Annotated in this window: 14 protein-coding genes and 1 tRNA gene; 7 read left to right on the top strand and 8 right to left on the bottom strand. The window is 38.5% G+C overall.

All coding sequences use genetic code 11. From position 1 onward, the window contains the following. Positions 1–123 precede the first annotated feature (123 nt). The gene (locus tag SIB75_RS01345; protein ID WP_413683651.1) at positions 124–567 is read right to left on the bottom strand and encodes a hypothetical protein; all 444 of its coding nucleotides are present in this window, start codon (positions 565–567) and stop codon (positions 124–126) included. A 15-nt stretch (positions 568–582) separates the two neighbouring features. Then, on the bottom strand, positions 583–852 hold the full coding sequence (locus tag SIB75_RS01350) for a DUF3721 domain-containing protein (protein WP_413683652.1): 270 nt from the start codon (positions 850–852) through the stop codon (positions 583–585). A gap of 244 nt (positions 853–1,096) precedes the next feature. Here SIB75_RS01350 and SIB75_RS01355 point away from each other — a divergent pair, with 244 nt between their 5' ends. Together SIB75_RS01355 and folE are read left to right on the top strand one after the other, a co-directional pair. Continuing rightward, the gene (locus SIB75_RS01355; protein ID WP_413683653.1) at positions 1,097–2,317 is read left to right on the top strand and encodes a hypothetical protein; all 1,221 of its coding nucleotides are present in this window, start codon (positions 1,097–1,099) and stop codon (positions 2,315–2,317) included. Positions 2,318–2,609: 292 nt separating this feature from the next. Beyond that, the gene (folE, locus tag SIB75_RS01360) at positions 2,610–3,344 is read left to right on the top strand and encodes a GTP cyclohydrolase I (RefSeq protein ID WP_413683654.1); all 735 of its coding nucleotides are present in this window, start codon (positions 2,610–2,612) and stop codon (positions 3,342–3,344) included. A 188-nt stretch (positions 3,345–3,532) separates the two neighbouring features. On the opposite strand, the gene SIB75_RS01365 is transcribed toward folE, so the two are convergent. Next, positions 3,533–3,604 (bottom strand) — tRNA-Thr (locus tag SIB75_RS01365). Between the two features lie 37 nt (positions 3,605–3,641). On the opposite strand from SIB75_RS01365, the gene SIB75_RS01370 reads away from it, so the two are divergent. Next, positions 3,642–3,908, top strand: coding sequence for a DUF3493 domain-containing protein (locus tag SIB75_RS01370; RefSeq protein WP_413683655.1), 267 nt, complete (start codon positions 3,642–3,644; stop codon positions 3,906–3,908). A gap of 58 nt (positions 3,909–3,966) precedes the next feature. On the opposite strand, the gene infB is transcribed toward SIB75_RS01370, so the two are convergent. Genes infB through SIB75_RS01390 form a run of 4 tightly spaced genes read right to left on the bottom strand, consistent with a single transcriptional unit; the run spans position 3,967 to position 9,858 of the window. Beyond that, positions 3,967–7,560, bottom strand: coding sequence for a translation initiation factor IF-2 (infB, locus tag SIB75_RS01375; RefSeq protein ID WP_413683656.1), 3,594 nt, complete (start codon positions 7,558–7,560; stop codon positions 3,967–3,969). 60 nt (positions 7,561–7,620) lie between these two features. Beyond that, entirely contained in the window at positions 7,621–7,896 is a 276-nt protein-coding gene (locus tag SIB75_RS01380) for a YlxR family protein (RefSeq protein WP_413683657.1), read from the bottom strand. Continuing rightward, positions 7,893–9,332: a transcription termination factor NusA gene (gene nusA, locus SIB75_RS01385; RefSeq protein WP_413683658.1), complete on the bottom strand. Its 1,440-nt coding sequence runs from the start codon at positions 9,330–9,332 to the stop codon at positions 7,893–7,895. The genes SIB75_RS01380 and nusA overlap by 4 nt, the downstream gene beginning before the upstream one ends. 55 nt (positions 9,333–9,387) lie before the next feature. Next, positions 9,388–9,858: a ribosome maturation factor RimP gene (locus SIB75_RS01390; protein WP_413683659.1), complete on the bottom strand. Its 471-nt coding sequence runs from the start codon at positions 9,856–9,858 to the stop codon at positions 9,388–9,390. A gap of 180 nt (positions 9,859–10,038) precedes the next feature. Between SIB75_RS01390 and SIB75_RS01395 the strand changes: the two genes are divergently transcribed. Together SIB75_RS01395 and rpiA are read left to right on the top strand one after the other, a co-directional pair. After that, entirely contained in the window at positions 10,039–11,184 is a 1,146-nt protein-coding gene (locus SIB75_RS01395) for a trypsin-like peptidase domain-containing protein (RefSeq protein ID WP_413683660.1), read from the top strand. Positions 11,185–11,220: 36 nt separating this feature from the next. After that, the gene (gene rpiA, locus SIB75_RS01400; protein WP_413683661.1) at positions 11,221–11,931 is read left to right on the top strand and encodes a ribose-5-phosphate isomerase RpiA; all 711 of its coding nucleotides are present in this window, start codon (positions 11,221–11,223) and stop codon (positions 11,929–11,931) included. Here rpiA and hisD read toward each other — a convergent pair. Next, the gene (hisD, locus tag SIB75_RS01405) at positions 11,918–13,267 is read right to left on the bottom strand and encodes a histidinol dehydrogenase (RefSeq protein WP_413683662.1); all 1,350 of its coding nucleotides are present in this window, start codon (positions 13,265–13,267) and stop codon (positions 11,918–11,920) included. The genes rpiA and hisD overlap by 14 nt on opposite strands. A 117-nt stretch (positions 13,268–13,384) precedes the next feature. Here hisD and rpsT point away from each other — a divergent pair, with 117 nt between their 5' ends. Together rpsT and SIB75_RS01415 are read left to right on the top strand one after the other, a co-directional pair. Beyond that, entirely contained in the window at positions 13,385–13,681 is a 297-nt protein-coding gene (rpsT, locus tag SIB75_RS01410; protein ID WP_413683663.1) for a 30S ribosomal protein S20, read from the top strand. A 46-nt stretch (positions 13,682–13,727) separates the two neighbouring features. Next, a complete protein-coding gene (locus SIB75_RS01415; RefSeq protein WP_413683664.1) occupies positions 13,728–14,519 on the top strand; it encodes a TatD family hydrolase in 792 nt (263 codons plus the stop codon). Positions 14,520–14,608: the final 89 nt, after the last annotated feature.

The following is a 14,608-nucleotide window of genomic DNA, read 5'->3' on the forward strand; positions in this document are numbered from 1 at the left end:
GATCACTTTTCTAAAGTTAATTAAACTCTAAGTTTTTATGAAAATAGTAATGAATTTCACTTATTTGTAGATATATTGCCCAGAAGCTTTTACAGCAACTTTAAATTCTTAATAATTTCAAGATTAGTTAGGGTTGATATGGGTTGCACAAGGCATCCATAATTTACCCATCTTGTGAACGCCAACACATCCGATCTTCTTTGCTTCGATCTCTGCCTGAGCTTTAGTTGGATAGGCATAAATATTTTTTGAAGATGGAGAATTAGAACGATTGATTGACTCCTGAATAGCATTATTTTCTGGACTCCATACCTTTAGACCCATGGTTGTTATTCCTGCAGAAAATATTCCCATTCCGACTATTGAGGCATTTAATACTCCCATGGCTACTGCGCCAATAGAAACGACACCCATTGGAACAATTCCAATGCTAATAATCCCCATAGGAACAATTCCAATGGAAATAAATCCAAGTGGTGCTATTCCAAATGCAATTTTTTTTGGTTTACTTCCACAATGAGAAGGCCCTTCGGTCTCATTTTGATTAGTGCTATTTTGGGATGTCATTTATTGTTCAAGAATTTAGTGATGATGGTGATGTCCATTATTTGACTTGTTATTTTCTTTCTCTTCATGAGCAGCATGACTTTTACAAGGCATCCATTTATCACCCATTCTATGAGCTCCAGTGCAATTGAAATCCTTTGCTGCTTTTTCGGCTTCTATTTTTGTCTCAAAAAGAGAGGGAGTACCATTTTTTTGAGAATTATCTAAACATCCTACTAGTGAAAATGATATAGAGAGAATAATTATAGAGAGAATAGGCTTGAGTTTGTTCATTCGTCTAGTCATGGCTAGTAAAACTAGTCTCTAGACTAATTATTCCTAGAGTTTTGTCATTGAGTATTTTAGGAAATCTAGAACAGATAAGTAAAATAATAATCCAACTATTCTTTATTGCTTCTTTGTTGAAACAAGATTTTGATGGAAATTTAGTTTTCGGTTTTTTCCTGGCAAAGACTAAAAAATAATCTTTTGTATCTAAAGGCACACGTTTCATTCCTTTATCAAGCCTGAGAAGCTAGCTTCGTGAAGCATGAATAGTTTTACTAGTTTTGCTAGCACACCAAGACATATGAGACTCTTTACTCAATTACTCTCAATCCCCGCTGCCTTAGGTTTCATGACTCCAATGGTTGTTCAAGCAGGAGGTGAAAAGCACAAAGGTCATCATGATCACCATGGTAGTCATATGAATATGGGAGATTCATACCCCTCAACTATGTTTATGGGTAAAACGACTTTTGTTTTGGGTGGAGTAGATGGCGTGAGCGATTCTGGAATGGGCGGAATGGGTGGAATGTCTACTGCTGACGAAAAGGATGGAACAGTTTTTCATTACGATACAAAGTTAATGTTTATGACCAGTTTCACAGGTCAAGACATGCTTAAAACTGCTGTTCGCATTGGCAATTTTGGCATGATGGAACCCTTCGGAATGATGGGTGAGGCAAGATTAGATACTGCTTTCAGTAGTAGTGATTCGTTAGAACTTCATAAGGCTTATTATCAGTTCCCTGTTGGAGATGATATTCAAGTAACTTTTGGCCTCAAGCTTCGTCAAGATGATTTGCTTGGAGCGTGGCCAAGTGCTTATCCAGGAGATGGAGTTCTATTTGTACTAAACCAGGCGGGAGCGAATGATACTTATTCCAAAAAAATGGGGGCTGGTGCTGGAATTACTTGGTTCCATGACAAATTAGTTGCTTCTGCACTTTTCGTTTCAGAAGACGCATCAAATTCTTCTATTGGGTTTTTAACTGATGAAGGAAAAGACCACATAACAACTCAGTTGGCCTGGGTTGATGAGAAATTTACTCTTGCAGCTGCATTCACACAGTCTGACAACGGGAGGACTGACAATTCCCCTGATATTAACGACTACTCCTCTTTCGGGGTTAGTGGTAGCTATAAATTTGGAGACGATTACAGCTTGAGTGGAGGAATAGGATGGAAGAATCCTGAAAACGATGATAGTCCTGATACTTCTATGAATAAAGTTGAGGAAGGAAATACTTGGTCTGTTGGATTCTTATGGAATGATGCGTTTATTGACGGAAATAAGCTTGGATTCGGTATTGGAACAGCTGAAACACACAGAGATGACAGTGGTTATGACGATCCTTTAGCTTGGGAAGCTTTTTACGATCTTAAAGTGAACGATAGTGTCACAGTTACTCCAGCTATCTTTGTTATCGAGAAAGATGACAAAGAGGACATTAATGGAGCTTTAGTAAAAACTTCTTTCAAGTTTTGATATCAATTTTATTTGCAAGAGTCATGACAGCTTCTTCTTGGATATGTGATCTAGGAAATACTCAATACATTAATCGAGAAAACTTTTATAAAAGGAACAATTCATAGCTAGCAATTGTTTATAGTTCTTTCTTGTTAGAAGTTAATATCATCAAAGAGTCTGAGAGATTAACTTGCTTATTTTTTCAGTGGTGACCCACTCTTTGTTTCCACCTTATGAGCACCCATTGTGTTAGGGTCTTTTGGTTATTGTTTTAAGTGAAGACTGCTTTTTAATTTTTCATATACAAATTATGACTTCTAATACGACAGAGCAAGGTGTTAAAGAAAAAATATCTTTTCAACTAACTTCAGAAATTATTCGTCATCGTTTGCAATCTGAGGGTGCAAGATTTCACGCAAACGATAATATTTCCGAATATATTTTTCCAGGCGAACTTGAAAGTCTTGAAAAAGAAGTCGCTATGAGAGTAAAAGAATTACTTAAGTCATTATTAATTGATGTAGATAATGATCATAACTCTCAAGACACTGCAGCAAGAGTTTCAAGAATGTACATAAACGAAGTTTTCAAAGGTAGATATAAGAAACAACCTAAAGTTACAGATTTCCCAAATGCTAAGAATCTAGATGAAATATATACTCTTGGGCCAATAAGTGTTCGCTCTGCTTGTTCGCATCATCTAGTCCCAATTATCGGTGACTGCTGGATTGGAATTAAGCCTGGAGATAAAGTTATTGGAATATCAAAGTTTGCTCGTGTAGCTGATTGGGTATTTTCTAGGCCTCATATCCAAGAAGAAGCTGTCATGATTCTTGCTGATGAAATCGAAAGCTTATGCGAACCAAAAGGTTTAGCAATTCTTGTTAAAGCTAAACATTTTTGTATGTGTTGGCGAGGAGTTAAAGAGCCCAATACAAGCATGATTAATTCAGTAGTAAGAGGCGATTTTAGACATGATCCTAGTCTGAAACAAGAATTCTTTGAGCTTGTTAAACAGCAACCCAGTGCCTTGTCTTGTAATTAGTGAGCAATAGTAATTATTGTTGTTCCACTATCTAGATCATCAGTCCTGACTTTAATTTTTCTTCTATTAAGTTAAGTAATTCTTAGATATTTTCTAACCTGTAAATGAATTCTTAAGTTTATTTGTTTATATTTTTCCTTAACTTAAAGAACACTTCAAAAAATAAATCTAGATCTAATTTTGGCTTATGCCGATGAGTGGAATTGAACCACCGACCTACTGGTTACGAATCAGTTGCTCTACCCCTGAGCTACACCGGCATTAGAATAAATTTATCATCTTTAATTTAATTTTTTTTTGAGTAACTCTAATAAGCCTGAATCCAATCTGGACCCTAATTTAAGGGCTCGACTATTGAAGGAGACTAAAAATCCTTATCGGGGCTTGAGAAGAGCTGTTTGGATCGCACTCTTTGGATCAGCGGCCCTAGGTTTGTTTATTATGCTTACAAATATCATTGCGGGAGATACCGTATCTATCAATGATCTTGCAATCCAACTCTCAGCATTAATTATTCTAGGATTTTTGTTGTTTAAGGACAGGAGTAAAGAGGAAGCAAATTAGTTTTCTAGCTTTTATTAATTATATTTATTCAGGTATTAGCTCTGACTAATAAGGTTAACTAATTAGTCAGCTTTCTCCTTTGAGTTACAAGCTTGAAGGCTTCTATTTGATCTCCTTCTTCCCAGTTTGCAAAGCGATCACAACCTATTCCGCATTCAAATCCAGTTGATACGTCTTTTACGTCATCTTTATTTCTCTTTAGTGAATCTAGATCGCCTTCAAAAACGATTTGCTTTCCTCGTTTGACTCTAGCCCGGCAATTCCGTTGTATTTTTCCAGTTGTTACATAGCAACCAGCAACGGCACTTTTGCCAATAGAGAATATTGCTCTTACCTCAGCAACCCCTAAGGCTTCTTCTATCATTTCTGGTTCTAGAAGACCCTCCATGGCTAATTGGATATCTTCTAAAAGCTTATAAATAACCTCGTAATCTCTTACGTCAACACCATTCGCATCAGCTGCGCGTTTGGCACCCGATGCCATTGAAGTATTGAATCCAACTATGACCGCGCCAGAGGCTGCTGCTAAGTCAACATCAGTTTCAGTAATTTCACCTGGAGCTGATAGCAATACTCTTACTTGGACTTCGTCTTTAGGGAGCTGTTCTAAAGAACCAAGTATCGCTTCTAAGCTTCCTTGAACATCAGCTTTAAGAATTATATTTAATTCTTTAAGTTCACCCTCACTTGCTTGTCCAGACATAGAAGAAAGTGATACTCGTCTGGAAGCCATTTGCTGAGCAAGTCTTGCTGCCCTAGCATCTGTGGCACGTTCTCCAACCACTGCTCTTGCGGCCTTTTCGTCTGGGTAAACTTCAAACTCATCACCAGCTGTTGGTACTTCACTGAATCCAAGTGCTTCTACTGGACAAGATGGACCTGCCTCTTTAATTCTTGATCCATTTTCATCTACCATTGCCCTTACTTTCCCAAGCACTGGACCAGCTGCGACTACATCTCCTGACTTAAGGGTGCCGTTTTGAACTAGTAAAGTTGCAACTGGGCCTTTCGCTTTATCTAGGTGTGCCTCAATAACTGTACCTTTTGCCAATCTATCTGGGTTTGCCTGTAAATCTTCTACTTCAGTTACTAGTAAAACCATTTCTAAAAGTTTATCTATGTTTTCCCCTTTAATGGCGCTAACGGGAACCATCACTACGTCTCCTCCCCACTCTTCTGATAATAAATCCTGTTCTGATAACTCTTGTTTTACGCGGTCGGGAGAAGATCCTTCTTTATCGATTTTATTAATTGCTACGACAATGGGAACTTTTGCTGCTCTTGCATGACTTATAGCTTCAAGGGTTTGAGGCCTAACGCCGTCATCTGCAGCTACAACTAAAATCGCTACATCTGTAACCCTTGTGCCTCTAGCTCTCATCGCTGTGAAGGCTTCATGTCCAGGAGTGTCAAGAAAAGTTAGTTTCTTAGTTGATCCATCATGTTCAGTCTCAATTTGATAAGCACCAATATGTTGTGTTATGCCTCCAGCCTCTCCTGCTGCAACTCTCGCTTTTCTTATCGCGTCAAGTAAGGAGGTTTTCCCATGGTCCACATGCCCCATCACCGTAACGACAGGAGGCCTTCTGATTAAGTGTTTTAAATCTCCCTCCTCAATCATTTCAACTGTCTTTTTCGCAGCCTCTTCAACATCATCTTGAAGAACAGGTACGCCGAATTCCTCCGCAACTGTTTCGATTGTCGCTAGATCTAATGATTGAGTGACAGTTGCAGTAATTCCTTTGAAAAATAATGATTTAATGATTTCGGAACTTTCAACGCTCAACATGTCAGCAAGCTCTTGAACTGTGAGATTGTCTTCTGGAACAACAATCATTTCAGGTCTTACAAGTTTTGCTTCTCTAGCGGCTCTTAATTCCATCGCACGTCTTCTTTGTCTTTGGCGAGTTGTTTCTTTTTTACGTTTTTTCAGAGCAGTTAAAGGCTTCCCATTGTTTCTCTTACCTGATTTAGGCTTTGATGGCCTAGCCAAGCTTGCTGAGAGAACAACTGCTTGTTGTTCCCCTGCAAATCCACCTCTTTCTGCAGTTAGTGCGTCATCATTTTCTCCAATGATGTGGACTTTTTGACGCTGCTTTTGAGGAGATTTATTTCTTAAAGCATCAAGCTTCGCACTGTCATCCCAGTCAGGTCTGCCTGTTCTTCTTGGAGCTGCAGCGGAGCCACCAGGCCTATGAGCTGGCTTTTTAGGAGCTGCTGGTGTTGGCCTGTTTATTGGTGGCCTTGCGCCAGTTGAGTTTTCTCTTTTTGGCCTAGGACTAGTTGCGGAATCAGTTTTTCTTTGTGGAGTATTTGGTCTGGCTTGTGGTTTTTGCAGTTGCATCAATTCACTAGGTGCAACTGGTTTTCTCATGCCAGATGGAACCCCTGGACGATTATTAGAACGGTTTGGCCCACTGATAGACCTGATAGGAACTCCAGGCCTATTTTGTATTCCGCCTCGATTTGAAGATCCAGCACGAACTGGGGCTCCAGCTCGATCTCGATTTGAAGATCCAGCACGAACTGGAGCTCCAGATCGATTATTACCCCCTGGACGCTTTTGACCTTGAGGAGGTCGATTAGCTACTCCACCTCGATTAGGTCCTTGCCTGTTTTGAGGACTAGGGCGACTTGGTCCTCCCATTCTGTTAATAGGTTCAGGTCGATTTGATAATCCTTGACGATTTGCAGAGACTGGCGGTTTTGGTGCACCAGGTTTGGATGGCATTAATGGTTTCTTGCTTGCTTCGTTCGTCCGAGGTCTATTTGTAGGTTTTTCTCTTCGTATTGGGGCTCCTACAAGTTCAAGAGTATTTCCTTTGGTTGGAGGCTGAGGGGATCTCGCAGGTGAATTCTGTTTGTTTTGACTTTTAATTCTTTGGATATTCCCTGGTCCAACTTTCTGAGGAGAAATATCACCTGGATTAATTCTTGTTTTTGGCTTTTGATTATTAGGTTGTAGCTGTTTTTTAGCTTCAATATTTATTTTGGGTCTGCTTGGTGGTGCTAATGGTCTATTTGGTTCCTGACGATTAGTTTGTGGTGGTTGAATAATTGGCTTTTTAGCTGATTCAGAACTCTTTGGTTGATGAATGAATGTGTTACCTTTTTTTTGCTCGGAACCTGGAATCGCTCGATCCGTTGGCGTTAAGGACTTAGAAATAGTTGGTTTTACTTCTTCTCTTGGCTTTGGAGGTGATGGCTTGTTTGGTTTAGAGGGTGCAGCTATTTGTTGCTGTGCAGGAAGTTTATTTTTTAAAGTTTTTTGGTTGTTAGCTTGAGAGGATCCTTTGTTTTCAACCAATGTTTTACTTGGCTTTAAAGGTATATTTAGCTTTGCTGGTGAAAACTCTGATTGATCGGGGGAATTTTGCTTAAGTTCAGTCTTCTGATCCTTTTGAGTTTTGACAGGATTTTTTTTAACGGAAAGAATTTGTTTATCTAATTTTTTGCTGGGTTTACTGGTCGTTTTTACACTATTGCTTTTTTTAAGAAAATCTTTGATTTGATTTGCCTCAAGACTGCTTATCGAGCTGCTGTGGCTCTTTGCTGCTATGGCAAGTTTTCGAGCCGCGTCTAGCACATCTTTATTGTCAAGGTTTAAGTCCTTGGACAATTCATAAATTCTGATTTTGCCGCTGCTGGTCATTAATGTTGTGCTTGAACTTTAGATTTGGGTTTTGAGTTGCCTGAGTTCTCTTTATGAACATCATGCCTCAGTATTTGAATCAATGCTGGTATTAAGTTGCTTTTGGAGCATATTGAAAACGCTTGAGTGAATATCACATCTCAAAGCTTTTTGTAATCTTTTACGCTTCAAAGCTTCTTCAAAACATGACTCAGTAGGACAGAGATAGGCTGATCTTCCCATTCCGCCTGAGAGAACTACTCCATTCTGAAAATCTCTTGTAACTTTTAAAAAACACTTGCGATCAAGAACTTTTTTGCAAGCTACACACCTACGCAGAATGGGGCTTTGACTCACCGGGTTCCTTCCTCTTGTGTAATTATTTTATCTTCATCAGTCATCGCCTCTTCGATTGTTTCTTCAATATCACTTTCTTCGGTTACAGTTTCAGTGTTATCAGTATGGATTTCTGATAATTCATCATCTGGAAAGTCTTCTTCGTCTTCAGGAAGGGGGTAAAGCTCTCTTAATCGTGCATCTTCTTCAGCTCTAGCTGCCTGTTCTGCCTCTAATCTCTGCTCAGCTTCTCTCTGTAAAGACTCTTCTTCTTCTCTTTGAGATATTAGTTCTGCAACCTCAGAATCTTCAGTGGCCTGATCATATTCCTGTGAATTTTTGATATCTATTTTCCATCCTGTAAGCCTTGCCGCAAGCCTTACATTTTGTCCTTCTCTACCAATGGCCAGGCTAAGTTGATCTGGAGGAACTAGAACATGGGCGTGCTGACCTTCTGGATCTACAAGTCTTACCACTTCAACTCTCGCAGGACTTAATGAATTACAGATGTATTGAACAGGGTCGGAAGACCAACGAATTACATCTATTTTCTCTCCTCGAAGTTCATTCACTACTTGTTGAATTCTGGCCCCTCTGGCCCCAATACATGCTCCAACTGGGTCCACCTCTCTTTCAATACTGTCAACAGCCACTTTTGTTCTAGGACCTACTGCTCTTGAAGGTGGATTCGCTTCACGAGCAACAGCGACAATTCGTACTGAGCCTTCTTGAATTTCAGGAACTTCATTCTCAAATAAATAGACAACCAGGCCAGCATTTGACCTGCTTACAAAAAGTTGTGGCCCTCTCCTCGGGATTTCACTAACTTCTTTTAGGAATACTTTAAATGTTGCATTTGCTCGATAATTATCATTTGGCAATTGATCTCTTCTTGGTAGCTCTGCTTCCACCTCTGGCCTTCCTAAACCTGAACTTACTGCCATAATTACTGATTGCCTTTCAAATCTTATGACTCGGGCCGTTAGCACAGGATCTTCTAAGTCAGCAAATTCCTCTTGAATCATTCTTCTTTGCTGATCTCTTAATTTTTGAGCTAATACTTGCTTGGTTGTGGCTGCAGCCATTCTTCCAAAATCTTCTTTCTCTGGAGTGACATCTAGGACAACGGTATCTCCAACTTGAGCATCATCAGCAACTTGCATAACCTCAGATATTGCTATTTGATGATCGTCACTCTCAACCTCTTCAACTATTATTTTACTTGCTAAAACCCTATAGCCTTCTTCTTCTAAATCCAACCCAACATCAAAGTTGCTGAAATATTCTTCTTCAAAAGGATCTTCACTGATACCCAAGTATAGAGTTCTTCGATATCTTTCATAACCTTTTAGAAGTGCTTCTCTTAAAGCAGCTTCGACAACTTGTGATGGAAGTTTTTTTTCCTCACTAATGTCTTCAATTAAGTTATTTAAACCTGGGAGTAGAACAAGAGCCATCGATGATGGGATATAAAGATGAGAATGATTGGGTTAGATAGTTGATATCTAGATTTTAACCAGAAGGTGTTGTAAGTCGGACTTGAATAATGTCTTCGACTGGGATTCGGTGAGTTTTCCCTTTTTGATTTATTTGTAGATCATTATTTGTCCTTTTTAGAAGCAAACCATTTGTTTGTTGTTCAATTTTTTTTAAATCCTGATAAGTAACTTCAATTGGAAAGCCTTTAAAAACTTGAAAATCTTTTTCCTCAGTTAAGATTTCACCAATTCCCTCGCTACTGATTTCTAGAGTGAAAGGCTGATCAAGGATTGAAGAGCCTTGAATAGCTTCATCAATATATTGATTAAGACTGGAACAGTCATCAATTGTGACTTTCTTTTCAGGATTTTTGTGTCGGATATTTACTTGAATTGACAAGGGATTTAGATGTGTGAACATTCTAAGATCGGTTACATCAAAGCCATAAATAGTTGCTGACTTTGTTGCAAGAACTTTCAATTCTGTAACGGTTTGATTAGACAAAAGGCAGTGTCGAAGTCGGGCTGGGAAGCCCGAGCGGTTTAAGTTTTGACCCGCCTCTATTTAAAGAGGTACCGTCAGGCAATTAAATATTACTAGATCAAGGTTTCGGTTACCTCTAAAATCAAGTTCTTCTTATTTTGCATTGATCTAATTTATTATTTGAGTAAGTTTTGACTAATTATGCTGGGACTTAAAAAATTAGAAATTATAAGGAGACTTAGCAACATATTTTTTCTTTCCTTAATTCTTTTTTGCTTTTTGTTTAGGCCAGTATCTCTATTTGCTTTAGAAGATTCTAAAGTAAAAGAAGCACATAGTTTTGTTGCTAACGTAGCCAGTAAGGTTTCACCATCGGTAGTGAGAATTGATATTGAAAGGAAAATTCAAACGGACGAATTTGAATCAGATTTGATAGATCCTTTACTAAAAGATCTTCTAGGCGATTTGGGTGCTTCCCCAAAGAAAGAGAGGGGACAAGGTTCTGGGGTGATAATCGATAGTTCTGGATTAGTCCTCACCAACGCTCATGTAGTTGAAAAAGTTGATAGTGTAATAATCACTCTTCAAAATGGAAATCAAATTGATGGAAAAGTATTAGGAACTGATCAAATTACTGACTTAGCTTTGGTGAAAATTCAAGAATTTCCTGGTCTAGAAAGTGCAAAATTGGGTGATTCAGAGGATATTCAAGTCGGGGATTGGGCAATTGCTCTTGGAACTCCTTATGGCCTTGAAAGCACTGTCACGCTAGGCATAGTAAGTAGTCTTCATAGAGACATTAACACTCTTGGCTTTTCTGATAAGAGATTGGATTTAATTCAAACTGATGCAGCAATTAATCCTGGGAATTCTGGAGGACCATTGATAAATGCAAATGGAGAAATTATAGGGATAAATACTTTGGTTAGATCAGGCCCAGGTGCTGGTCTTGGATTTGCAATCCCAATCAATCTTGCTTCAAAAGTTACAAATCAATTGCTTACTAATGGTGAGGTCGTTCACCCTTACCTAGGGGCTCAGTTGGTTTTACTGAACGAAAGAATAGCCAAAGAGCATAATCAAGATCCAAATTCATTGATTTTTTTGCCTGAACGATCAGGAGCCCTTGTTCAATCTGTTATCCCTCAAAGCCCAGCCGAGGAGGGAGGTTTAAGACGTGGTGATCTTGTGATTAATGCAGAGGGGAATGCAATTAAAGATCCTAAGTCTTTACTTATTCAAGTTGAGAATGCTCAAATAGGTAAGCCATTTGAATTGGAAGTACTTAGAAATAATAAAGAGATTAATCTTTCTATTAAGCCAGCTGCTTTGCCAGGAATAAGCTAAAAATCTTGCTACTGTCACTCGAAAAGGTACGACTAAATGGATCTTCAAAATCAAATGAAACAAGCAGTTGCGCAAGCTGCTGTAGATCAAATTCAAAATGGGATGATTCTTGGCCTTGGCTCTGGTTCTACGGCAGCTTTGATGATTGAAGCTCTTGCTCTGAAACTGAAATCAGGAGAAATTAAAGATGTTGTTGGAGTAACTACATCTTTTCAAGGTGAAGTTCTTGCTACTGAATTGGGAATACCACTTAAATCTCTTTCCTCAGTTTCAGAAATTGATCTTGCAATTGATGGTGCAGATGAAGTTGATCCCAAATTTCAACTCATTAAAGGGGGAGGGGCTTGTCATGTGCAAGAAAAACTTGTAGCAGCTTTGGCTAAAAAATTCGTAGTTGTTGTTGACTCAACAAAACTTGTTACGAAATTGAATCTTGATTTCAAACTGCCAGTAGAGGTTCTTCCTTCTGCTTGGAAACAAGTACAAAAAACTTTAAAAAATCTTGGAGGAGAAGGGAATCTAAGAATGGCTCAGAAAAAAGCTGGACCCATAGTTACTGATCAGGGGAACTTGATACTTGATTTAACTTTTAGTAATGGTATTGAACAACCCGAACTCTTGGAGAGTCAAATCAACAACATTCCAGGTGTGCTTGAAAATGGACTTTTTGTAAACCTGACAGATGAAGTTTTAGTTGGAAAAGTAGAAAATGACGAAGTGGGCGTTGAATCACTTAAAAAGATTTAGAATCTCTCATTCGTATTGATTCTGCGTGACTGTGTAACCCCTCACTATTTGCTAAATGCACAACTGCATTTTTATTCTCATTAAAGGCTTCTTTTGAGAAATCTATAAGTGAAGTATTTTTCATAAAAGTTTCAACTCCAAGAGCGCCAGCAAATCTTGCAGTACCTGAAGTTGGGAGAGTGTGATTAGGCCCCCCAAGATAATCTCCAATAGCCTCTGGGCTCCATGGTCCCATAAATATCGCCCCAGCATTCTTGATGTTTTTTGATAGTTCTTTTGGGTTCTCTACAAGTAATTCAAGATGTTCTGGGGCAAAAGAATCACTTAATTTTGCACAAGTTTCTAAATCATCACATAGGACTATTAAGCCCCATTTAGTGATTGATTCTCGGCATATTTCTAATCTTGGATGATCACTTAATTGACGTTCAATTTCTGACTGTAATTTTTCCGCTAATTTTCTATTAGTAGTTATTAGTATTGCTGAAGCTAAAGGATCATGTTCCGCTTGGGCCAACATATCTGAAGCAACATGTCTCAACTTTGCTGATTCATCAGCGATTATAAGGATCTCGCTTGGACCAGCCAAAGAATCAATTCCTACCTTCCCATAGACTTTCTTCTTTGCCAAAGTTACATAAATATTTCCTGGGCCAGTAATTACATCTACTTTTGGAATTGATTGGGTTCCAGTAGCAAGCGCGCCAATGGCTTGAGCGCCTCCAATACGAAAAACTTTATTGATACCTGTAATGTGTGCTGCAGCTAGTACAGTTTTGTTTAACTCCCCTTGAGCGTTGGCCGGAGAAACCATAATAGTTTGATTGACTCCAGCAACATAAGCAGGAATAGCATTCATTAATACGGTGCTTGGATATGCGGCTCTTCCACCAGGAACATAGATACCTGCTTTCTCAACAGGGCTCCATCTTCGTCCTAGTGATTCACCATGCGGTCCGGTATAAGTGATATTTTTTGGTACTTGAAGACTGTGAAATTGTTCAATTCTTTTTTTTGCCAATAAAAGTGAATCTTGTAGCTCTTTTGAAGTCTCTGCCCAAGCTTTCAGTATTGAATCTGATGGAACTTGAAAATTTTCCGCTAGAAATCCATCAAAGCGAGAAGTGTATTCTTTAAGCGCATCGTCGCCCCTTTTGCTTACGTTTTCAAGAATATCTTCAACTACCTTTATAGCTTTATCTTGAACGGTTCCAGATGTTCTATTAGTGATTCTCTTGAGCTCAATCTGAGCCTGATCAATATTATGAGTCGTTTTTATGGTCAATTTTTTTGACGGGGTTTCTTGAACCTCATCTTTATTAATTATTTGCGTCATGAACTTTTGGCTATTGGTTCAATTTGATTATCTTATGCCTTAATTTTGATTTATGTAGATCTTCTTCATGGTCTTGAGGTAGTGTGGATTAACATAAGACTAAAACACTAAGCCTCCGTGGCAAATAACAACTCAGCTAAAAAGCGAATTCAAATTGCGGAACGCAACCGCCTTGAAAACAAAAATTACAAATCTACAGTTCGCACTTTAATGAAGCGATGCTTTGTAGCTTGTGGAATATTTGAAAAAGAACCAAGCGAAGAATCTAAATCAGATCTTCAAAAAACATTTAATCTAGCATTTAGCAAAATTGATAAAGCCGTTAAAAAAGGTGTTATGCATCGAAATACTGGTGCTAATCAGAAATCTAGACTAAGCGTGGCTCTCAAGAAGGTTATGAAGGAAGTTGTTTGAGAATTAATAATCTAGACTTTAATAAAAGTACATTCTATTTTTCATCTTGAACGAGTCCAAAAGTTCAATCATTGATAGCCACTGCCATATTGTATTTTCTAACTTTAATGAAGATAGAAAACAAGTTGCACAAAGATGGAGATCCCAAGGGGTTAAAGCTTTAATACACGCTTGTGTAGAACCTTCTGAAATCCCAGCTATTAAGTCAATGGCTGATCAGTTTGAAGAAATAAGATATTCGGTTGGAGTTCATCCGTTGGATGCACATCATTGGGATGATAAGACTCTAAATGTTTTAAAAAACGCAGCTCTTGATGACAGTAGAGTTGTCGCGATAGGAGAATTAGGACTTGATCTATTTAAGGCAGAGAACTTGAGTGAGCAGTTATCAATCTTAATGCCGCAATTGAAATTAGCTTTTGAATTGAATTTACCTGTGATCGTTCATTGCAGAGATGCCGCAAAAGAAATGTTAGAAGTTTTTTCGAAGCTCTCCAAAGATGGTTGCTGCCCAAAAGGTGTTATGCATTGCTGGAGTGGAAAAGTTCAAGAGATGAGAGAGTTCCTTGCTCTTGGCTTTTACATAAGCTTTAGCGGAAATGTAACGTTTAAAAATGCTATTGATATCCATGAATGTGCGAAAGAAGTTCCGCCAAGTAGATTCATAGTTGAAACTGATAGCCCTTTCCTGTCGCCTGTTCCTAATAGAGGGAAAAGGAATGAACCATCTTTCGTAAAGTATGTGGTTGAAAAAATATCAGAGCTTAGAGATGAAAGCTTTTCTGAAATCGCAGAAAAAACTACTCAAAATGCACGTGAATTGTTTGCGTTGCCTTAAATATGCTCATTTACCCTAGTTAATTATCTTATTTAAGTGTAGAGTTATTTATTGTCTTGCATAGCGTGGTATCTGCGCTCAACCCCATT

It is taken from the genome of Prochlorococcus sp. MIT 1011, from assembly GCF_047305235.1.
Classification (GTDB): Bacteria; Cyanobacteriota; Cyanobacteriia; order PCC-6307; family Cyanobiaceae; genus Prochlorococcus_B.